The following is a 21,989-nucleotide window of genomic DNA, read 5'->3' as shown; positions in this document are numbered from 1 at the left end:
AATGAGCTTTAAAAATAAAAGTGTAATTATTACCGGCGCTTCCTCGGGTATTGGCTATGCCTGTGCTTTGGAACTGGCCTCAAGAGGAGCGAATCTGGTTTTAGGCGCAAGAAATTTCGCTGCTTTAAGTGAATTTTGTACCGCTTTGGAGAAGGATTACGGAATTCGGGCTTTGCCCGTTCAAACCGACGTTAGCCGGGAAGAAGATTGTGAGAAACTGGTTGCCAAGGCGGTCACTGCTCTGGGAAAGGTAGACGTATTGATTAATAATGCAGGGTTATCAATGCGTGCTTTATTTAATGACCTCGATCTTTCTGTACTTAAAAACCTGATGGATGTGAATTTCTGGGGCACCGTTTATTGTACAAAATATGCACTGCCGGAGATCCTGAAAACGGGAGGGAGTATAGTCGGGGTTTCCAGTATCGCAGGATACAGGGGTTTGCCGGGAAGGACCGGTTACTCTGCATCTAAATTTGCCATGAATGGCTTTATGGAATCATTGAGAACAGAATTATTGCACAGTGGAGTGCATGTGATGGTGGCTTGCCCTGGGTTTACAGCTTCTAATATCCGTTCCACTGCTTTAGCTGCAGACGGCTCTTCTCACGGGGAGACGAGTATGGATGAAGGGAAAATGATGTCTGCTCAGGAGGTAGCTATCCGAATAATTGATGGTATCGGCGATAGAAAAAGAACTTTAGTGATGACAGCTCAGGGAAATTTAACGGTATGGCTGAATAAGTTGCTTCCTGGTTTGGCAGATAAACTGGTTTTTAATCACTTTACCAAAGAAAAAAAAGCATTGATTAAATAGCTTATTAATATTCCTTCGGCACTTTGATTCAATTATTTTAAATTAATCTTGCATTTCTCCAAAAACAAATACATATTTGCTTCCGCCTGGTGATAGCCAGACAGATATCAAATTCTCCGGAGACAAATAAATCATGAAATTAACAAACGGACTTAAGCAATGGTGGTGGCACAACGCAACAAGCGTAGTGTGACCCATTTTTGTGCGTTTATATTTATATAAAAATATGTAAAGGGTTGCTTTTTAAGCAGCCCTTTTTTTTTGATCAATTATGAAAAAAATACTTAACCATCTATTTGAGAACAAATCATTTAGTCGGGAAGAAGCGAGAAGAATATTAACTTCTATTACTCAGGGAGAGTTCAACTCTGCCCAGATCGCAGCCTTTATGACTGCATTAAATATGCGAAACATTACAGTCGCTGAACTTCAGGGATTCCGTGATGCCATGCTGGAACTCTGTGTACGTGTAGATCTTTCGGAATATGAACTGATAGACCTATGCGGAACAGGCGGAGATGGAAAAGATACATTTAATATTTCAACACTCGCCTCCTTCGTTGTGGCAGGAGCTGGATATCCTGTTGCCAAACATGGAAATTATGGAGTGTCATCTGGCTGCGGTTCGTCAAATGTGATGGAGTTTCTGGGTTACCAGTTTACTGCAGATCAGGATGAGCTGAAACGTAGTCTGGATCGTGCGGGCATCTGTTTTATTCACGCACCATTATTTAATCCGGCAATGAAAATTGTGGCGCCCATCAGAAGGGATTTAGGCGTTAAAACGTTTTTTAATATGCTCGGGCCTATGGTTAATCCTGCGCAGCCGAAACACCAGATGGTTGGTGTTTTTAGTCTTGAACTTGCACGCCTGTATGCTTATCTCTATCAGCAAACTCAAATTAATTATACCATTCTTCATGCTGTGGATGGTTTTGATGAGGTTTCCCTATCCTGCGATGTTAAGGTGTTTAACAAACAGGGTGAGGCTTTGTTAACCGTAGCTGACCTTGGTTTTGAGCAGGTCGACCCTTTCGAAATTGAGGGTGGAGATAGTGTGCAGAATTCTGCAAAGATTTTTATGCAGGTGCTGGAAGGCCATGGTACAGATCCGCAGCAGAACGTGGTACTTTGTAATGCTGCTCTGGCTATCCGTACAATAAAACCGGAAAGCAGTTTTGCCGATTGTTATTATGAAGCCGAAAGTTCGTTGGTTGGTGGAAGTGCATTGAAATCTTTTAAACAACTTGTCGGATGAAAGCAGGGTTAAAAGTTTGCGGAATGCGGGATTTGATGAACATTCAGGCTGTTACAGCTCTTCACCCTGCTTATATAGGGTTTATTTTTTATCCTGGTTCTGCCAGGTACATTGGTTCTGTTGATCCTGAATTGCTCAGTTCAATTCCTGCAACGATTAAAACTACAGGTGTTTTTGTCAATGAAACATTGGAAGAAGTAAAGAGGCTGATAGCTTTATATGAACTTAAGGCAGTACAGTTACATGGTGCTGAAAGTCCGGAGTATTGCGCTGCCTTACAGCCATATACTGAGGTGATTAAGGCTTTTGGGGTTAATTATTCATTTGATTTTGAAAGTCTTATTGCTTATGAAAAGGTAACCAGTTATTTTCTTTTTGATACGCTGACGGTAAACCATGGCGGATCAGGTAAACGTTTTGACTGGTCTTTATTAAAACAATACCGGTTAAATCAGCCTTATTTCCTAAGTGGTGGAATTGGCCCGGATGATGTGAATGAACTGGCATCAATCGATGATAAGCGTCTACATTTTATAGATGTTAACAGTAGGTTCGAAATATCACCCGGGTTAAAAGACATAGAACTACTTAGTACATTTTTTACTTTATGGAATGCGGCCCCGGCTGCTAAAAATTATAACGATATGAATTATTTTGTTAATGAAAAAGGCTATTACGGTGATTTTGGAGGAGCATATATTCCTGAAATGTTATATCCGAATGTAGAAGAACTTCGTCAGCATTACCTTGAAATTATCAATGCGCCAGAATTTCAGCAGGAATTCAGGGCGTTGCTTAAAGATTACGTAGGCAGACCTTCTCCTTTATATCTGGCAAAACGTTTGTCTGAAAAGTATAATGCGAACATCTTTCTGAAAAGGGAAGATCTCAATCATACCGGTGCGCATAAAATTAACAATACCATTGGTCAGATCCTGTTAGCGGAAAAGCTGGGCAAAAAAAGGATTATTGCCGAAACCGGTGCCGGACAGCATGGCGTTGCAACAGCTACTGTTTGTGCGCTGCGTGGTTTGGAATGTGTGGTGTATATGGGAGAAATCGATATTCAGCGTCAGGCACCTAATGTGGCCAGAATGAAAATGCTGGGTGCGAAAGTTGTGTCTGCTGTTTCCGGCAGTAAAACGTTGAAAGATGCAACCAATGAAGCCATGCGTGACTGGATTAATAATCCTATTGATACACATTATATTATTGGTTCTGTAGTTGGGCCGCATCCTTATCCGGATATGGTCGCACTTTTTCAGTCGGTTATATCAGAAGAGACTAAAAAACAATTACTGGAACAGACAGGAAATGATCAACCTGATTACGTCCTAGCCTGTGTTGGTGGTGGCAGTAATGCAATGGGTATGTTCTATCATTTTGTAAATGATAAAGATGTGAAGCTTATCGCTGTAGAAGCTGCGGGTAAAGGTGTTCACAGTGGGCATTCTGCTGCGACAACTGCTTTGGGTAAGGAAGGAGTACTTCATGGAAGCAGGAGTATTTTAATGCAGACAGACGACGGTCAGGTAATTGAACCTTATTCCATTTCCGCTGGGCTCGACTACCCCGGGATAGGTCCCCAGCATGCACATTTGTTTAAAACTACCCGTGCTGAATATGTATCAGTGAGCGATGAAGAGTCTCTGGACGCAGGTCTGCTACTCACGCAGCTGGAAGGAATTATTCCTGCTATAGAAAGCGCACATGCACTCGCCTATCTCGAAAAAATGGAGTTTACAGGCAAGGAGAATGTTGTTGTTTGCCTTTCCGGCAGGGGAGACAAAGACATGGAAACCTATATGAAACATTTTGGATTTTAATTACCGGCAGGTTATATATATATGAACAGAATTAATCAGTTATTCGAAAAGAAAAAAAACAATGTCTTATCCATTTATTATACCGCCGGATATCCTGGTCTAGGTGACACCGTTAGCATTGCTGAAGCGTTGGAGAAATCCGGTGCTGATATGCTTGAAATCGGTTTTCCTTATTCTGATCCTGTTGCAGATGGTCCGGTAATTCAAGCTAGCAGCAAACTTGCGCTGGATAGTGGAATGACCCTGGATTTATTATTTAAACAATTAAAGGAACTGAGAAATAAGGTTACCGTTCCGGTTTTACTAATGGGATATGTTAATCCTGTATTACAATACGGTGTAGAGAATTTTTGTAAAGCTTGCGCTGAAGCAGGGGTAGATGGTTGTATTGTCCCAGATCTTCCGATGTATGAGTACGAAGAATTATATCAGGATGTGTTTCTAAAGTATGATATCTGTAACGTTTTTCTGGTTACTCCGCAAACTTCGGAAGAACGGATCAGGAAGATTGACGGTCTGAGTAAGGGGTTTATCTACCTTTTATCTTCTTCGGCAACGACTGGGCAGAATTTACAGGTATCTGATACAACAAGTGCATATTTTTCAAGGATTAAAGCAATGGAATTAAAGAACCCAACTATGATCGGTTTTGGGATTAGCAGCAAAGAAACTTTTGATAAGGCCTGCCAGTATGCAAACGGCGGCATTATCGGAACTGCATTTGTAAAGTCACTGCAGTCGCCGAATCCGGCCGAAGGTGTAAGTTCTTTTATGGAAGAGTTTACCGGCACCGTGCTGAGTCAGTCTTAGAACTGCGTGTAATAAATTAAAAGCAGCTTTCTCATCTTGTGGGAAAGCTGCTTTTTTTATAAATGAGCTTGTCATAAACAAGTAAAGATCGCCGGCTATAAATAGAGGTCCAGATTTCCTTTTCCTTCCCTTATGATTTCAAAATCACCTTGAGTACAATCAACGACAGTCGAAGCTTCATTATCTCCATATCCTCCATCTATAACAAGGTCTACGAGATCCTCATATTTTTCATGGATTAATTCGGGGTCTGTTGAATATTCTATTACCTCATCATCATCTTTAATGGAAGTAGATAAAATCGGATTACCAAGTGCCCTTACAATTTCTCTGGCAATCGTGTTATCTGGTACACGTATACCAACCGTCTTCTTGTTCGAACTAAGCAGTTTGGGTACGTTATTACTAGCGTTAAAGATAAATGTAAAGGGGCCGGGAAGTGCTTTTTTCAATACGCGGAAAGCAGCGGTATCAATAGGTTTGATATAATCTGATATATGACTCAGGTCAGAACAGATAAATGAAAAGTTAGCTTTTTCTGGTTTTATCCCCCTGATCTTACAGATCTTTTCGATCGCGCGCTGGTTTGTAATGTCACAGCCCAATCCATAAATAGTGTCAGTAGGGTAGATAATAATGCCGCCCTTTTTCAAGACTTCAACCACCTGTTCGATGGCTTTATCGTTCGGATTTTCGGGGTAGATTTTGATTAGCATGTGTAAATTTACTGAAAATTTAACTGAGTAAATAGATAAATGTCGTAACATTGCTCCTAATTTGTAAAACTGACAAGTAATGAGAAAAGCATTTATTGCGATTGCCGCGTTTTTAGTATCGGCAACTTTGATGATTAGCCTTGCATGGCCGCCCTTTTACTGGGCGTTTATTTTTATTGGTCCGGTCATTTTGTTAGGTATCTATGATTTGTACCAACCTAAACATAGTATTGTCCGAAACTACCCGGTGGTCGGCCGTTTAAGATATTTTGCGGAAGACCTTCGTCCTAAAGTTTATCAATATTTTGTTGAAAGTGATACTAATGGTAAGCCATTCAGTAGATTAAACAGATCTTTGATCTATCAGCGTGCAAAAAAAGAGAATGATACTATTCCATTTGGTACACAGTTGGACGTTTATGAAAATGGGTATGAATGGTTGAGCCATAGTATTTCTGCGATCAGCCATCATGAATTAAATGAAGATCCGAGAATTACCGTTGGGGGCCCGGAATGTAAACAGCCCTATTCGTCTAGTATCTTTAATATTTCTGCTATGAGTTTTGGCTCATTAAGTCAGAATGCTATTCTTGCTTTAAACGGCGGTGCTTTCATGGGGAACTTTGCACATAATACCGGAGAAGGTGGAATTAGTGATTACCATGCGGCTCCAAAAGGAGATTTGATCTGGCAGATCGGTACCGGATACTTTGGTTGCAGAAATCATGATGGTACCTTTAATTTTGATGCTTTCTCCGAGCGGGCAAAAGGATCTCAGGTTAAAATGATTGAAATCAAATTATCTCAGGGTGCCAAACCAGGTCACGGGGGAATACTTCCAGCGGGAAAAGTAACGCCTGAAATTGCGAGAATCAGATTAGTAAAACAGGGTTTTGATATTATATCTCCACCTGCTCACTCTGCTTTCAGCACACCGGTCGAGCTGGTGACTTTTGTTCAGAAATTACGTGAATTATCGGATGGTAAACCGGTAGGTATTAAATTATGTATCGGACGTAAAAGTGAGTTTTTCGCAATTTGTAAAGCCATGGTGGAAACAGGTACCTACGTAGATTTCATTACCGTAGATGGTGGTGAAGGTGGTACGGGAGCATCTCCTCAGGAATTCTCGAATGCAGTAGGTATGCCTTTAAGAGAAGGTGTTGCTTTCGTATACGATGTATTGACAGGATTTGACTTGAAGAAACATATTAAAATTATTGCATCCGGAAAAGTGTCTTCTGGTTTCGACCTGGTAAAAAATATAGCGCTTGGTGCAGATATTTGTAATTCTGCAAGGGGAATGATGTTCGCGCTCGGCTGCATACAGGCGCTGGAGTGTAACAGCAATACCTGTCCGACTGGTGTCGCTACACAAGATCAGAGCTTGATGAAAGGATTAGTCGTGGATGACAAGAAAGTGCGTGTATTTAATTATCACAGATTGACGGTGGCCAGTGCTGTGGAATTGTTGGGTGCAGCCGGCTTAAGACAGACTGAGCAATTGACACGTGCTTATATAAACAGAAGAATTGCACCGAATGTAACCCAGTCCTACATGGAAACATTCCCTTATATCCCTGAGGGTAGCCTGTTAAGCACACCTTATCCTTTGAGATTTGAATTGGGAATGGCCCTGAGTAAGGCTTCTAGCTTTGCACCGACAGACTATAGAGCAACCTCTATGGATTATGCACATGCGAATGCACCGGGCAATGCGCCGCAACCGTTTGCTGGTTAAGCGCTTAATAAGTCAATAAAAGAGGGTCCTGCTGTATTAGCAGGACCCTCTTTTATTTTATTGTGTTCTTAAAATTCTGCATTCTTAGGGAAACGTGGAAAGGCGATAACGTCTCTGATGTTGGTCATACCCGTCACGAATAATATCAGCCGCTCAAATCCAAGCCCAAAGCCTGAATGTGGTGCTGTACCGAAACGACGAGTGTCTAGATACCACCATAACTCTTCCTGAGGGATGTTTAATTCATCCATTCTTTGTGTCAGTCTATCCATACGTTCCTCTCTCTGTGATCCGCCAATCATTTCACCGATACCAGGGAAAAGTACGTCCATAGCAGCAACAGTTCTTCTACCTTCGGAATCCGGTTCATTCTGACGCATGTAGAATGACTTAATGTCTGCAGGGTAATCTGTGAGGATAACTGGCTTTTTAAAGTGTTTCTCAACCAGATAACGCTCGTGTTCCGATTGCAGATCTGCACCCCATTCATTAATTATATATTTAAACTGTTTTTTCTGATTTGGCTTTGATGATTTCAGAATAGCAATTGCTTCTGTATAAGTTAATCTTTGGAAGTCGTTATTGACACAGAAATCAAGCTTCTCCAGTAAGGAAAGTTCGGAACGTTCCTGTTGAGGCTTATTTTTTTCTTCTTCCAGTAGACGGTTATTCAGGAATTCCAGTTCTTCTCTACAATGTTCTCTTGCGTAAGAGATAAGATACTTCATCATATCCTCTGCCAGTTGCATATTGTCTTCCAGATCAGCGAAAGCAACTTCTGGTTCAATCATCCAGAATTCTGCAAGGTGGCGTGTGGTATTTGAGTTTTCAGCTCTGAAAGTAGGACCAAATGTATAGATCTCTCCAAAAGCCATTGCAGCAAGTTCGCCTTCCAGCTGGCCGGAAACAGTCAGATTGGTTGCTCGTCCAAAAAAGTCTTCAGAAAAATCAACTTTTCCGTCTTCAGTCCTTGGAGTCTGATCAAAATCTAAAGTGGTAACGCGAAACATTTCACCAGCACCTTCTGCATCAGAGGCAGTGATAACTGGCGTATGCATATAGACGAATCCGCGCTCATTATAAAACTGGTGAACAGCAAACGCCAATGCATGACGAATTTTAAATACTGCATTAAAAGTATTTGTACGGAAACGCAGATGTGCAATTTCACGTAAAAATTCTAAACTGTGTTTTTTAGGTTGCAATGGAAATTTTTCAGGATCACTGTCTCCGAGAATTTCAACTGAGGTAGCTTTAACTTCCACACGCTGACCTTTTCCAAGAGATTCCACCAACTGGCCTTTAATAGCAATTGCAGCTCCTGTCGTGATTCTTTTTAGTAATTCTTCTGCTGTATTATTAAAGTCAACAACGATCTGAAGATTTCCCATGCAGGAACCGTCATTGAGGGCTATAAACTGGTTGTTGCGGAAGGTTTTTACCCAACCCATAACGCTTACTTCTCTGTTAAAATCAGTAGTGTTTAACAGGCTTTTTATTTTTTCTCTTTTAATCATGATTTTATATGGAACGCGTAAAAATAATGATTTTGATTTAGAGGCTGTTAAATAACATGAATTATTTGAAAGAGACCTTTTTTTTGGATTTAAGTTGAATTTCGTTTATTTTATTTGTTTTTAATGATTTTTTCGGGTTATTCTATAATTTAATTCTTTTTTATTGAATTTTTAATTGTTTTTTACTGGTTTAAATCAGTGTTTTATGTTTTTAAGTCATTTTAGTATTGTTTTATTGTTGTTTATTTGGTGTTAAATTTGATTTTATTACTTTTTTAATCATTTTATGATGTGTTTTATTCTTATTTGTGCGGGTTTATTCATTTTTTATGAAAAAATAAATATAAAACTTGTTTTTTATCACATAATATCTATATTTGTGTTGCTCGTTTAATTTATATTTGGTTAAAGATCCTCGGCTTCAGGGCTGAGGATCTTTTTTTTTGGAAAATTTCAAGCATAAAAAAAACCGGTTGTCTTAACAACCGGTTTTTAATCTATAAAATTAGAACTATACGAATTAAGCTAAAACTTGAGTAACAAGAGCAGCCGCATCTTTTAATGCAATCGCTGAAAATACTTTTAAGCCAGACTCATCAATTAACTTCTTAGCTTCTTCAGCATTTGTACCTTGAAGACGGCAGATAATTGGCACTGGAATATCACCAATTTCTTTATAAGCATCAATAACACCTTGTGCAACACGGTCACAACGAACGATACCACCAAATATGTTAATCAGGATAGCTTTTACGTTAGGATCTTTTAAAATAATATTGAATCCTGCTTTAACTGTTTGTGCATTAGCTGTTCCACCTACATCCAGGAAATTTGCTGGTTCACCACCTGCAATTTTAATAATATCCATTGTAGCCATAGCAAGACCTGCACCGTTAACCATACAGCCAACGTTTCCGTCAAGTTTTACATAGTTTAGGTTAGATTCACTAGCTTCAACATCGGTAGGATCTTCTTCAAGTTTATCACGCATTGCTGCGTAGTCCGGATGACGGTATAAAGCGTTCTCATCTAAGTCAACCTTAGCGTCAACTGCGATGATTTTGTCATCAGATGTCTTTAAAACAGGGTTAATCTCAAACATTGCAGAATCTGTATTATCATACGCTTTGTAAAGCGCAGTCACAAATTTCACCATTTCTTTGAAAGCGCCACCGCTTAAGCCTAAGTTGAAAGCGATTTTACGCGCCTGAAAAGCCTGAAGACCAACTTTAGGATCAATTTCTTCTTTGAAAATTAAATGAGGTGTGTGCTCAGCAACTTCTTCAATATCCATTCCACCTTCGGTAGAGTACATAATGATGTTTCTTCCACTGCTACGGTTTAATAATACGCTGATATAAAACTCTTTGGTTTCAGATGCACCTGGATAATAAACATCCTGTGCGACCAGAATTTTATTAACTTTTTTACCTTCCGCGCCTGTCTGAGGTGTTACCAGCTGCATACCTAAAATATCAGTAGCTCTCTGTGTAACTTCATCAAGGTTTTTGGCCAATTTAACGCCTCCACCTTTTCCTCTACCGCCAGCATGGATTTGCGCTTTGATCACTACCCAGTCAGAGTTGTAGTCTGCTTTCATTTTTTTTGCAGCTTCTACAGCCTGCTCAACAGTTTCGGCAACGATGCCTTCTTGTACGGCAACACCAAAACTTTTAAGTATTTCTTTACCTTGATATTCGTGTATATTCATTTGCTGAAAAAATTTGATCCAAATCTACAATTTCAGATTGGTTTTAAAAACTTATTCTCCCTTTTATGATGTAGAAAAAAGGCTACAATTCAGCTGTACACAATTATAAAGTCAATTTTGTAAGTTTGCAGGATGCTAAAAGCCGCAGGTATAAAAAAAGCTTATGGGAATCTGCCAATTCTTAAAGGAGTAGATTTTGAGATCGCTAAAGGAGAGATCGTCAGTATTATCGGTGCTTCAGGTGCGGGTAAGAGTACCTTGCTTCATATACTGGGCACACTGGATAAAGCAGATGAAGGTACTGTCGAATTAAATGGTGCCAGACTTCATGAGCTCAATGGAGAGGAGCTAAGTGTATTCAGAAATAAAAATATCGGTTTTGTTTTTCAGTTTCACCACCTTCTACCCGAATTTACCGCTTTGGAAAATATCTGCATTCCGGCCTTTATAGCGAAAAAGAGTAAGAGAGAAAGTGAAAACTATGCAATGGAGCTATTAGATCTTCTTGGTCTTAAAGACCGGGCAAGTCATAAACCAAATCAACTTTCAGGAGGAGAGCAGCAACGGATAGCCGTGGCCAGGGCATTGATTAACCGTCCGGCTATTATTTTGGCAGATGAACCTTCGGGAAACCTGGATTCCGCAAATGCCGATAGCCTGCACCAGTTCTTCATTACACTGCGTGATAATTTTCAACAAACTTTTGTAATTGTTACCCATAATAAAGACCTCGCTGAAATTAGTGACAGGGTTGTCACCATGAAAGACGGTTTAATCGTATAAAATTTGAAAACATTAATTACCGGCGGAAAATCTGCCCAGGCGCTAAAGGTCTCTAAAGCCTTTGCTGCCGATAACCTCATCCTGGCCGATTACGGCTCAATTCCTGCATTTACTTCTGCAAAATACCAGTTTATTAGTCTGGGCGAAAGAAACGATACAGTCATTGCACATAATTTGCTCACACACTGTCTGGATCTGCAGGTAGAATGTCTGGTGCCTCTTTATGATTTCGAATTAGATCCGCTTTTGCGTTCTGTATTGCTTTTTGAAGAATTCAATATCAAGATTTTTCTTCCGGAAAGAACAGTGTCGGGTGAATATATTAAACAAGGCGGCTTAGTTCATGCAATAGCATGGGCTGTATTTAACGAAAGTAAACTAATCTACTGCTCAGATTCGGAATTAAACTCCAGGCTTGAAAGTCTTGGTTTGGAAAGAGCACTGAACGGTGTATTTCAGTTGGAGAATCAGCAGGATAGTTTAGTACCATATTTGCTGCAGATCGGGCAGTAGAAAAAATTATAAACTTAATATGAAAAGTAATCTGTCAGTAGATAATTATAAAGGATTTGTACTGGGTTTAGATGATGTGATCTATCCCGAAAAAGATTACCTGCTACAGGTATACTATTTGTTTGCCCAGTTCATGGAATATAACGAGCAAATGGATGGGAATGCGATAATCAGCTGGATGAAAGACTCCTATGAGAAAGACGGGCCTGAAAACTTATTTGAACTTACGGCAGCTAAATTCGGCATTCCTCAGACCTATCTGAAGAATTATGGTTTATTGCATCAGACTGCCCGGCTACCATTAAAGTTAATGTTGTTCAAAAAGGTATTGGACTTTATGCAGGAAGTGCATGCTGCCGGGAAACCGCTTTTCCTTTTATTGCAAGGCGATCCTGTAATGCAGTTAAATAAAGTAAGACAAATGGAATGGCATGGTCTGGAGACGTATTTGAAAGTATATTTCAGTGCAGATACAGCACATGGTACCATTCCGGAGACTTTAGCGTTAATTAAAGCCGAACATGGATTGCAGGCTGCTGAACTATTATGTGTTGTAAGTGAAAATGAGGTCGTAGATGATAATCATCAGGCTGAAATAAATTTTTTGCCTACATCTAAACTTTGACTACCTTAATCCTGTCAACCTATTGATAATTATATGGATATGCAAATCAGGAAAGACCTTAGATACTTTCCCCGTTACATGGTGTTGTTGGTTTGTATTTGCTTAGGCACAGCTTGCAAGAAAGACCGTTCAATCGAAGATAGAGGAGAGCCGGATCCGGTTACGCCAGTGGGCAGCAGAACAGAGCTCACACTGGACTCCCTATATTATTATGCTAAGCAAATTTATTACTGGAATGATGTGATTCCCGATTATCAGACCTTCAATCCAAGACAGTATCTAGGTAAATCAGATCCTTTAAATAGCTATGATGATGCACTTTACGCATTAACGCAGTTAAAGATTAATCCGCAAACCAATATACCCTACGAATATTACGGAGATGGCTTTCCAAAATACTCCTATATAGACGATCTAACCAAATCAAATCCGAGTTTTGTTTCTGCTACTAAAACTGCTAATGTAGATTTGGAAGGTAATGGCTTTGATTTTGGAATAAGACCTGTTTTTTTTACATCAGGCGCCGAAGAAAGTAGCAGTTATTTGTTATTTATCACAGCAGTTTATCCAGGTTCTCCTGCCGCAGCTGCAGGCGTGAAAAGGGGTTGGCAGATAAAGACCGTTAACGGAAAGCCGGTAGGAGCGAGCTATGGTGCTGAAAAAGCCCAGGTTACCAGTGCTTTAACTGGGGCTTCTGTTATCCTGACGGGTGTTAATTTTGAAGATAGCAAGCCTTTTTCAGTGACACTTGAGAAAAAATCTTATAAAAGCAGCCCGGTTTATACCAGTAAAATTATAGAGCGCTCGGGTAAAAAAATAGGATACCTGGCATTCGCCAGGTTTTCAGAGATATCTGATCTTAAGGGAAATAATGACATCAATCTAGATCCGGTATTTGCGGAATTCAGCACTCAGGGCATTACCGATTTGGTTGTAGATCTTAGGTATAATGGCGGCGGTTATATTAATACCAGCGCTTATTTGGCCAACCTGATCGCTCCTGCTGCTACGAACGGCAAAAAAATGTACACCGAGATTTTTAACCAGACTATGCAAAAAGGAGAAGCTAAAATATTGGCTAATCAACCTCTATTGGATGAAAATGGGAAAATTCAGACGCAGAATGGGAGAGTTTATACTTATGCTAATCTCAATTATCAGCAGGACAGTCCGGATAATAATGTTTATTTCGCTAAAAAAGGAAGTTTAAATACAGTGTCAAATGTAGTTTTCATTGTCAGTAAAAATACAGCGTCTGCCAGTGAGCTGCTAATTAATAGCTTGAAACCTTATATGAATGTGAAACTAGTCGGGGATACCACTTTTGGTAAGCCTGTCGGATTTTTTCCTGTGACTATAGAGAATCGTTATGATGTCTATTTTTCAATGTTCGAAACCAAAAATGCACTTAATGAAGGTGGTTATTTTTCCGGCATGTTACCAGATGTATTATCTGAGTTCGATGATCCAAGGTATGAATTTGGAGATTCGAAGGAGGATTACCTTGCCAGAGCTTTACAGTTACTAGCGCCGGCAGGATCAGTTAGTAGGAAGGGTGCTACGATGAATATCAGGGGTCGTGAGATCATGACATCCACTTTTAAAGCGGAGCAGTCAAGGCCGGTTAATCCGCATAGTGAGTTTAATGGTATGATAGATAAACGATATAAAATGGCGAAATAGCTGTAAATAAAAAGCAATAAAAAAGGAGAGCAACCGCTCTCCTTTTTTTATGATCAGAAAGATTGTAGCTGATCCCTGTAAGTTTTTTCTACCGGGCGGTCTTTATCAAAGTTATCTGTTATTTCAAGGATGCCGTTTGCTGCATTAATAAAAAACTGCTGATTAATCATTTCAAATTTGTCTGAAGCTCTATGATAATCCGGATGATCTTCTACTCCAAAATATATAAATGGAATGTTTTTAGCATTGAATGCAGCCTGGTCGCTCATGTTGGTCCAGTCGTCAATTCCAAGTTTAGGATTGTCATGCCCAAACAAGATTTTTAAATCTGGAATGGTAGAAATAATGTAATTCTTAAGCTGTGGATATTTATACGTGCCGGACGCATATAACTCACCCTTATCGTTGTGGCTGATCATATCCAGATTAATGTTTAATTTAATATCAGATAGTTTAACAGGAGCATTATCAACGAAATATTCTGAACCCTTCTTACCAAATTCCTCTGCATCAAAAGCTACAAATATTAAAGTATGGTTAGGTTTAGCCCTTGCGTAGTGTGCAGCAATTTTCAGCAGACCGGCTACACCGGAAGCATTATCATCGGCGCCGTTAAAAATTCTGCCATTAATGACTCCCAGGTGATCGTAATGCGCGGTGATGACGATTACCTGGTCTGTATTTCCTTTGATATATCCAACTACGTTTTTCCCTTCAATTTCAGGATTGTCAATTCCTTTAAACGTGAATGCCTGCTGGAAATTTGAGTACTTTGAAAAAGGGATTACACCAATTTCTTTAAACCGTTTTATGATATAATTTCTTGCTGATTCTGCACCCTTCGTACCAGTTTTTCTCCCCTCAAATGCATCTGAAGATAAGACTTTGACGTCCTTTAATAATTGATTTGCATTTGCAGGTTGATTAGATTTTTTGACGGCATTGCAGCTTAGGGTGAGGGCTAATGGAAGGATTAAAAATAATTTCATAAGTAAAGACAGTGTTAATTTCCTTATTCTTTTACCTAATATATTACAAATTAGTGACAGTATGGTTTTAGTTATAAAAATAAGGAGGAATAAAATTATTGCCAATAAAAAAGCAGGCCGGGGGCCTGCTTATAAAAAACACACGAATTTAATTCTAATAATAAGTAAGTCTCACAACACCAGCGAGTTTTTTCGCCAGACGGATTACCTGTCTGGTATATCCGTACTCATTATCATACCAGGCATAGATAATTACCGATTTATTATCTTTAGCCATAATGGTCGCTGGACCGTCGATTATAGCTGCGTGACTGTTGCCGATCAGATCAGAACTCACCAATTCGTTAGAGATGGAAAATTCGATTTGCTCGCTAAGCTTGCCAAACAAAGATGCCTGCTTAAGCAGATCAATAATTTCTGCTCTTGAGCTAACCTGATTTAATGAGATATTGAGAATGGCAAGAGACACATTTGGGGTAGGAACCCTAACCGCGTTACCCGTTAATTTTCCCCCCAGCTGAGGAATAACTTTAGCGACTGCTTTATCTGCCCCGGTTTCGGTAATTACCATATTCAGTGCAGCCGAACGCCCGCGTCTGTATTTTTTATGGTAATTATCTAATAGATTCTGGTCGTTTGTATAGGAATGAATTGTTTCGATATGACCTTTTTCTATTCCATAAGCGTCCTCAATAATTTTAAGTACGGGAACTATTGCATTGGTTGTGCAGGATGCATTTGAAAAGATATTTTCATTTACCAGGTCAAAATCTGCGTCGTTAATTCCTGCGACTATATTCGGTACATCTCCCTTCGCGGGTGCCGTTAATAAGACGCGGGAGATACCATTAGCTGAAAGATGTCTGCTAAGCCCTTCGCGGTCTCTGAATACTCCGGTATTGTCAATTAACAAAGCATCTTGAATACCGTATGCAGTATAATCGATATCTTCAGGATCTTTTGCTTCAATAAAGCAGACTGTCTGGCCATTAATTATTAGCGCTCTATTTTGAAAGTCCTCCACTATAATTCCGTTAAATGTACCATGAACTGAATCTGTTCTTAGCAGCTCGGCACGCTTAATCAGTTCTTCGTCACTATAAGTCCTGGTAATAATGGCTCTAAGTCTTAGCTGTTCACCTTTTCCAGCTTGTAAAATAAGCTCCCTGGCAGCGAGTCTTCCGATACGACCAAATCCGTAAAGAACTACATCTTTAGGCTGCAGGCTAATCTTGTCATGACCGATATGTGAACTGAGTTTACTGATTACAAAATCATGTTGCGTGGCAAACTGATTATTTTCATCCAGCCATTCCGTAGTCAGACGTCCAATATCTATTCTCGAAGGCGCAATACTGCATGAAGCAATTTCTTTTGCAAGTTCCAGCGTCTCATAGATATTGATGTCTTTGCCTGAAATTTCTTTCGCATACTGGTGACAGGCGAGAATTTCGCTGCTGCCTACATCAAAAAGTGGTTTGCGGAATAGGACAAGTTCGATGGATCTGTCGAACCATAACTGTCCGACAATTTGTAGAAGCTGGACAGCTTTTTTTTCTTTTTCAATCCAGTTTTGGAACTCGGACTGGTACTTGTTGAACATAATAAGGCATATTTGGTTAGAATGCCTCAAAAGTATAAAAGATTGGGTGAAACCCAATCTTTTATATCCGATTATTAGGGTTTAAGATTAACCCAGATATGATTTTAAAATTTTGCTTCTTGAAGTGTGACGAAGACGTTGTAAAGCCTTGTCTTTAATTTGACGGACACGCTCACGGGTCAGGTTAAATTTCTCACCTATCTCCTCAAGCGAGAGCGGGTGATTAGTACTCAATCCGAAAAATAACACGATAATTTCACGCTCACGTTCAGTTAATGTAGACAGGGAACGTTTAATCTCTTCAGACAGTGATTCATTAATCAGACTGCTGTCAGTATTAGGTTCGTGATTTTCCAGTACATCCAGTAAAGTGTTTTCCTCACCCTGAACAAAAGGAGCATCCATAGATACGTGACGGCCTGAATTACTCAGCGTATCAGATATTTTATCTACAGTAGTTTCCAGGATTTCAGCCAGTTCTTCCGGAGAAGGCTCGCGTTCAAATTCCTGTTCAAGTTTAGAGAATGCCTTACTGATTTTACTTAGTGAACCAACCTGATTTAAAGGGAGACGGACAATACGACTCTGCTCAGCAATAGCCTGCAGAATTGACTGACGAATCCACCATACCGCATAAGAAATGAATTTAAAACCTTTGGTTTCATCAAAACGTTTTGCAGCTTTAATTAAACCTAAATTTCCCTCATTAATTAAATCACCTAAAGTTAATCCCTGGTTCTGGTATTGCTTGGCTACCGATACAACAAAACGTAAATTGGTTTTTGTTAATCGTTCCAAAGCTGCCTGATCACCTTCACGAATTTTTCTGGCTAATATAACTTCTTCTTCGGCTGTGATCAGATCTACTTTACCAATCTCATGAAGATATTTGTCCAGCGATTGACTTTCGCGATTGGTTATGGATTGGGTAATTTTGAGTTGTCTCATTTATATGCTTGGTGCTCTTTATGTGTTTTGAACGTGCAAAAGTAAGGATTTAAAGGCAATTTTTAAACATAAATTCCTGAAAATGTTACAGTTTACGAACTTTAATTGTACTCGACTTGGATAGCAAAAATTATTCCAAATGCATTTTGTCAGTTATAACACAAAGACGTGGGAAATGTTTCTTAAATATTGATTACCAATGCTTAGAATGATATTTTTTACTTAATTTTAATAGTAATGTTATAAATTAATTATATAACTATGACAATTATCTGAGATAATTATATCTAATATAATATTTGTTGTCATAGCATGTCAAGATATTATACAAGTTAAAAATTCATTCTGACGCCAAATCCCATTTGAAAAATATATGGAAGCGGTGTCGTTGTACGGTTCTCGAACCAGCTAATCAGGTAAAGATCGTTTGTGTTAGCTTCAGCATACAGACTTATAGATTTAATTTTACTTGTTTTATCTCCGAGTATCTTGATCTCTGAACTTAGGCCAAGATGCTCCCTAAGCGCCGGAGACAAGAAATAATATCCTTTTGCATAAATATCCCTGTCAAATTTAAATCCGAAGTTTTTCCCGAACGTGTAAGAAGCGAAAATTACCGGATTAACCGGGTGGAAAACGATCTTGTCACTGATTCTGATAGCGAAAGGTTTATATTCAAACTTAACAGCTGCAATATGTAATTCACCACCTTTAATTTCAGGTACATATCCATAATGAAAGCTGAGGTTTGTCTTTTCTTTAAAAAGGTTATAGCCGACACCCAGACTCATATAACCGATGCTACCTGCGTATTGTAAGCCTATGTTATCGGGGGTAATAGATTTAAGAAATTTTTCCTGGGCGGATAACTTTCCTGATAAGAATATTAAGAATATACTAAAAAAACACAGCCTGCGCATCGATCTTTCCATTTTCTATAGTGAGTTGAGTATATGCTTTGTTAACAATAGCATTAGTTATAATAAAAGGTATTCCCTGATCGTCCTTTCTGTATATGATATCAGGAGCATGTTGATGAGAGTGTACAGAGGCAAGAACACCAGGAGTACTGTTCATTAGGTTTTCGTAAGCCGGGCGGAGTTTCTGATCAAAATCTGCATCAGTGGGAGGGACATGAGAGAATGCGACTATACCAGACTGGCCGGCATCTCTTACCATATTGTTTTTTAACCAGGTTAGATCTGGTATGGTGCCGTTAAAGGCATGTTCGCGACTGTTCGAATCATGGCACACAAATTTTACACCAGCATAATTGAAGGTAAAGTCTGTTTGTCCGAACATGCGCTGGTAAATTTCGAAACCATTTGCGACCTGATCATGATTACCGATAACGGAAATAAACGGGACATTTAGTTTGCTGTATATATTGTATACACCTTCGAATTCCAGCAATAGGCCAAAATCGGAAATATCTCCATTCAGAATTACAAAATCAATGTCATTGCGACTATTGATATGGTCTACGAACTCCTGAGATTCTTTGTACTTTCTCTGCGTGTCGCCGGAAACAGCGATACGTATTCTGCTTCCGGGTTTTTTTTCAGGCAGTGTGGCAATTTGAGTATTATTTACCTCTTTAGGAGTCTTACTGTTGAACTTCTGATTGGGGCTGAATTCATCATATTCACAGCCATTTAATATGAAAATGGGTATTAAGAGTAGTATTAGTTTTAATTTCATAACAAGGAATTAACCTTGCAAAGGTAGCAAAACCTTAGCTACATCCTGACTAAAATTATATATCAGTCAGTTTGAAGCTGTCTCTCAGACGAATACCTTTCTCTGTTTGTTGTAGCGTACAGCATTCATTTACCGGATCGTGCTCCAGAAAAATAATATGATTTTCCTTAACAACCTCTTCCAGAAAAGCTTGTTTCTCTATTAAGGTCTGCATCGGAAACATATCATAAGCCATTACATAAGGTAAAGGAATATGACCTGTGGAAGGGAGAAGGTCTGCTGCGTAAATAATATTGGTTCCCTTATAATTTAAATGCGGAATCATCATCGAATCAGTGTGCCCGAATGCAAAGCGCACTTTAAAGTTTTCGCTAAAAATGACACCTTCCTGCTGGTCAACATATTTCAGCTGTCCGCTTTCCTGAATCGGCATAATATTCTCTTTCAGAAAAGAAGCTTTTTCTCTTGCATTCGGATGAACGGCCCATTCCCAATGTTTTTCATTACTCCAGTAAACTGCGTTTTTGAATACCGGTCTCAGCTTGTCACCCACAAGTTCCACAGCACCGCCGCAATGGTCAAAATGCAGGTGGGTTAGGAATACGTCTGTAATGTCATCACGGTTAAAGCCTAGCTTAGCAAGGGATTTATCCAGGGTGTCATCTCCGTGAAGATAGAAATGGCTCAGAAACTTAGCATCCTGTTTTTGTCCTATACCGGTATCAATTAAAATAAGTCTGTTGCCTTCCTCAACAAGCAGGCAGCGCATGGCCCAGGTACACATGTTATTCTGATCTGCAGGATTTGTTCTTTGCCAGATAGATTTTGGCACGACACCAAACATTGCACCTCCGTCCAGTTTAAATAAGCCTGTGTCAATTGTATGTAGTTGCATATGCGGGTAGATTAGGTTCAGGTAAAAATAAAAAAAAACCTGCTGATTAGTTCAGCAGGTTTCGATAAGGTAAGCTTTAAAAGCTAATGTCTGAATATATTATAGGTGAATTACTTCGCCATAAGCATCAGCAGTGGCTTCCATAATTGCTTCACTCATGGTCGGGTGAGGGTGAACTGCTTTCAGCATTTCATGTCCTGTTGTTTCCAGTTTGCGGGCAACTACAATTTCAGCAATCATTTCGGTTACATTGGCGCCAATCATATGGGCACCTAGTAATTCGCCATATTTTGCGTCATAGATCATTTTAATAAATCCATCTTTAGCACCAGCAGCACTTGCTTTACCAGAAGCTGAGAACGGGAATTTACCAATTTTCAACTCGTAGCCGGCAGCTTTGGCTGCTTTTTCAGTGTACCCTACAGAAGCAATTTCTGGTGTACAGTAAGTACAGCCCGGAATATTGTTGTAGTCTAAAGGTTCAGGGCTCTGACCAGCGATTTTTTCTACACAGATAATACCTTCTGCAGAGGCAACGTGTGCCAGGGCTTGTCCGCCGACGATATCACCGATAGCATAATAGCCTTTTACCGAAGTATTGTAGAATTCATCAACAACAACTTTTCCTTTTTCAGTTTTAATTCCTGTTTCTTCTAAACCAATATTTTCGATGTTAGCTACAACTCCGGCTGCGGAAAGAACGATATCACATTCTAAAGTCTGCATACCAGACGCTGTTTTAACCTGAACTTTACAGCCAGCGCCGCTGGTGTCTACAGATTCAACACTAGAAGAAGTCATTACATCTATCCCTACTTTTTTGAAGCTTCTTAACAGTTGTTTCGAAATATCTTCATCTTCTACAGGAACGATATTATCCAGGAACTCAACTACAGTCACTTTTGTACCCATAGTTGCATAGAAATAGGCGAATTCTACTCCAATTGCACCAGAACCCACAATAACCATAGATTTTGGTTGCTCAGGAAGAACCATTGCCTGTCTGTATCCAATTACTTTTTTACCGTCCTGTTTCAGGCTTGGTAATTCTTTGGAACGTCCACCCGTCGCCAGGATAATATTTTTGGCAGTCAGTTCTTTTTGGGAACCATCAGCACCTTTGACCTCAACTTTGTTACCTGGCTTTACTTTACCAGTGCCCATGATGACATCAATTTTATTTTTTTTCATTAAAAACTGAACGCCTTTACTCATTCCGTCTGCCACACCGCGGCTGCGTTTAACCACAGCAGCAAAATCAGCTTCCGGAGCAGCAGTTTTAATACCGTAATCAGCTGCGTGATTGATATATTCAAATACCTGGGCACTTTTTAACAGCGCTTTAGTTGGAATACAACCCCAGTTCAGGCAAATGCCTCCCAGGGATTCACGTTCTACAACAGCAGTTTTTAAACCCAGTTGTGAAGCTCTGATCGCTGCAACGTATCCGCCAGGACCGCTACCTATTATAATTACATCGTAGTTCATATCTTTCTAAGGGAAATTAAATAGTAAACGCCCAAAAATAAAAAAAATGTTGATTAAGCACGTCTTTTAATTTTGGCAGGGAAATTCCTGAGAATATATTTCATCATATGCCGGGATAGGTGCGGGTTATTAAGCAATATCCGGCATGCAATTTATAGGTAAATCCTGATATTTCTATCAAGCTACTGATTAAGTGTTTGTTAACTCCATATAATTGATGTTAAATGTTGATAAAATTCTGACAGACTTAATAATAAATTAACATTGAAAGCTAAATCCTTGTAAAATTAATATCTACTTTTGCCGGCATAACTAATATTACATCAAAACAAAACATTTCAAAACAAAATCTTTCAATCAAAAGG

At 39.4% G+C, this 21,989-nt stretch carries 19 protein-coding genes and 1 pseudogene; 10 read left to right on the top strand and 10 right to left on the bottom strand.

The genetic code is table 11. From position 1 onward, the window contains the following. The first annotated feature begins 1 nt into the window (after position 1). From BM192_RS13235 to trpA, 5 genes and pseudogenes are all read left to right on the top strand, one after another. Positions 2 to 817 carry an SDR family oxidoreductase gene (locus BM192_RS13235; protein ID WP_074964014.1) on the top strand — a complete coding sequence of 272 codons (816 nt, stop codon included), beginning with the start codon at positions 2 to 4 and terminating at the stop codon, positions 815 to 817. Between the two features lie 271 nt (positions 818 to 1,088). Next, positions 1,089 to 2,075: an anthranilate phosphoribosyltransferase gene (gene trpD, locus BM192_RS13230; RefSeq protein ID WP_037444083.1), complete on the top strand. Its 987-nt coding sequence runs from the start codon at positions 1,089 to 1,091 to the stop codon at positions 2,073 to 2,075. Further along, positions 2,072 to 2,665 (top strand): annotated as a pseudogene (locus BM192_RS21045) (phosphoribosylanthranilate isomerase); the annotation flags it as partial. The gene trpD and the pseudogene BM192_RS21045, both read left to right, overlap by 4 nt. A 54-nt stretch (positions 2,666 to 2,719) precedes the next feature. Further along, positions 2,720 to 3,901, top strand: a complete 1,182-nt coding sequence (gene trpB, locus BM192_RS21040; protein WP_037444100.1) for a tryptophan synthase subunit beta — start codon at positions 2,720 to 2,722, stop codon at positions 3,899 to 3,901. A gap of 21 nt (positions 3,902 to 3,922) precedes the next feature. Next, complete coding sequence (gene trpA, locus BM192_RS13220; RefSeq protein WP_037444081.1) at positions 3,923 to 4,711, top strand: tryptophan synthase subunit alpha; 789 nt, start codon at positions 3,923 to 3,925, stop codon at positions 4,709 to 4,711. Positions 4,712 to 4,806: 95 nt separating this feature from the next. Here trpA and BM192_RS13215 read toward each other — a convergent pair whose 3' ends face one another. Further along, positions 4,807 to 5,427, bottom strand: coding sequence for an L-threonylcarbamoyladenylate synthase (locus BM192_RS13215; protein ID WP_037444080.1), 621 nt, complete (start codon positions 5,425 to 5,427; stop codon positions 4,807 to 4,809). A 79-nt stretch (positions 5,428 to 5,506) separates the two neighbouring features. On the opposite strand from BM192_RS13215, the gene BM192_RS13210 reads away from it, so the two are divergent. After that, entirely contained in the window at positions 5,507 to 7,168 is a 1,662-nt protein-coding gene (locus BM192_RS13210; protein ID WP_037444077.1) for an FMN-binding glutamate synthase family protein, read from the top strand. Positions 7,169 to 7,236: 68 nt separating this feature from the next. On the opposite strand, the gene asnS is transcribed toward BM192_RS13210, so the two are convergent. Then, complete coding sequence (gene asnS, locus BM192_RS13205) at positions 7,237 to 8,685, bottom strand: asparagine--tRNA ligase (RefSeq protein ID WP_037444073.1); 1,449 nt, start codon at positions 8,683 to 8,685, stop codon at positions 7,237 to 7,239. Between the two features lie 520 nt (positions 8,686 to 9,205). Then, positions 9,206 to 10,396 carry an ADP-forming succinate--CoA ligase subunit beta gene (gene sucC, locus BM192_RS13200; protein ID WP_037444070.1) on the bottom strand — a complete coding sequence of 397 codons (1,191 nt, stop codon included), beginning with the start codon at positions 10,394 to 10,396 and terminating at the stop codon, positions 9,206 to 9,208. A gap of 132 nt (positions 10,397 to 10,528) precedes the next feature. Between sucC and BM192_RS13195 the strand changes: the two genes are divergently transcribed. The 4 genes from BM192_RS13195 to BM192_RS13180 are packed head-to-tail and all read left to right on the top strand — an operon-like array spanning position 10,529 to position 14,000. Next, complete coding sequence (locus tag BM192_RS13195; RefSeq protein WP_037444067.1) at positions 10,529 to 11,179, top strand: ABC transporter ATP-binding protein; 651 nt, start codon at positions 10,529 to 10,531, stop codon at positions 11,177 to 11,179. Between the two features lie 3 nt (positions 11,180 to 11,182). Further along, on the top strand, positions 11,183 to 11,692 hold the full coding sequence (locus BM192_RS13190) for an ATP-grasp domain-containing protein (protein WP_037444065.1): 510 nt from the start codon (positions 11,183 to 11,185) through the stop codon (positions 11,690 to 11,692). 19 nt (positions 11,693 to 11,711) lie between these two features. Beyond that, positions 11,712 to 12,317 (top strand): hypothetical protein, encoded by a 606-nt coding sequence (locus BM192_RS13185; protein WP_037444063.1) that lies wholly within the window; start codon positions 11,712 to 11,714, stop codon positions 12,315 to 12,317. Positions 12,318 to 12,356: 39 nt separating this feature from the next. Then, a complete protein-coding gene (locus tag BM192_RS13180; RefSeq protein WP_170844857.1) occupies positions 12,357 to 14,000 on the top strand; it encodes a S41 family peptidase in 1,644 nt (547 codons plus the stop codon). A gap of 53 nt (positions 14,001 to 14,053) precedes the next feature. Here BM192_RS13180 and BM192_RS13175 read toward each other — a convergent pair whose 3' ends face one another. The 7 genes from BM192_RS13175 to lpdA all read right to left on the bottom strand — a co-directional run bounded on the left by BM192_RS13175 (position 14,054) and on the right by lpdA (position 21,624). Beyond that, positions 14,054 to 14,989 carry a M20/M25/M40 family metallo-hydrolase gene (locus tag BM192_RS13175; RefSeq protein WP_037444059.1) on the bottom strand — a complete coding sequence of 312 codons (936 nt, stop codon included), beginning with the start codon at positions 14,987 to 14,989 and terminating at the stop codon, positions 14,054 to 14,056. Between the two features lie 154 nt (positions 14,990 to 15,143). After that, positions 15,144 to 16,592: a glyceraldehyde-3-phosphate dehydrogenase gene (locus BM192_RS13170; protein ID WP_037444056.1), complete on the bottom strand. Its 1,449-nt coding sequence runs from the start codon at positions 16,590 to 16,592 to the stop codon at positions 15,144 to 15,146. Positions 16,593 to 16,679: 87 nt separating this feature from the next. Next, complete coding sequence (locus BM192_RS13165; protein WP_037444054.1) at positions 16,680 to 17,540, bottom strand: sigma-70 family RNA polymerase sigma factor; 861 nt, start codon at positions 17,538 to 17,540, stop codon at positions 16,680 to 16,682. 332 nt (positions 17,541 to 17,872) lie between these two features. After that, on the bottom strand, positions 17,873 to 18,472 hold the full coding sequence (locus BM192_RS13160; RefSeq protein WP_051760200.1) for a hypothetical protein: 600 nt from the start codon (positions 18,470 to 18,472) through the stop codon (positions 17,873 to 17,875). Next, the gene (locus BM192_RS13155) at positions 18,438 to 19,241 is read right to left on the bottom strand and encodes a metallophosphoesterase family protein (protein WP_037444053.1); all 804 of its coding nucleotides are present in this window, start codon (positions 19,239 to 19,241) and stop codon (positions 18,438 to 18,440) included. Before BM192_RS13155 ends, BM192_RS13160 begins: the two co-directional genes overlap by 35 nt. Positions 19,242 to 19,296: 55 nt before the next feature. Further along, positions 19,297 to 20,136, bottom strand: coding sequence for an MBL fold metallo-hydrolase (locus BM192_RS13150; RefSeq protein ID WP_037444051.1), 840 nt, complete (start codon positions 20,134 to 20,136; stop codon positions 19,297 to 19,299). A gap of 99 nt (positions 20,137 to 20,235) precedes the next feature. Then, positions 20,236 to 21,624, bottom strand: coding sequence for a dihydrolipoyl dehydrogenase (gene lpdA, locus BM192_RS13145; protein ID WP_037444049.1), 1,389 nt, complete (start codon positions 21,622 to 21,624; stop codon positions 20,236 to 20,238). Positions 21,625 to 21,989 lie beyond the last annotated feature (365 nt).

The sequence above is a fragment of the Pedobacter antarcticus genome (assembly GCF_900112985.1).
Taxonomy (GTDB): Bacteria; Bacteroidota; Bacteroidia; order Sphingobacteriales; family Sphingobacteriaceae; genus Pedobacter; species Pedobacter antarcticus.
This window is presented reverse-complemented; position numbering and strand designations above follow the sequence as displayed.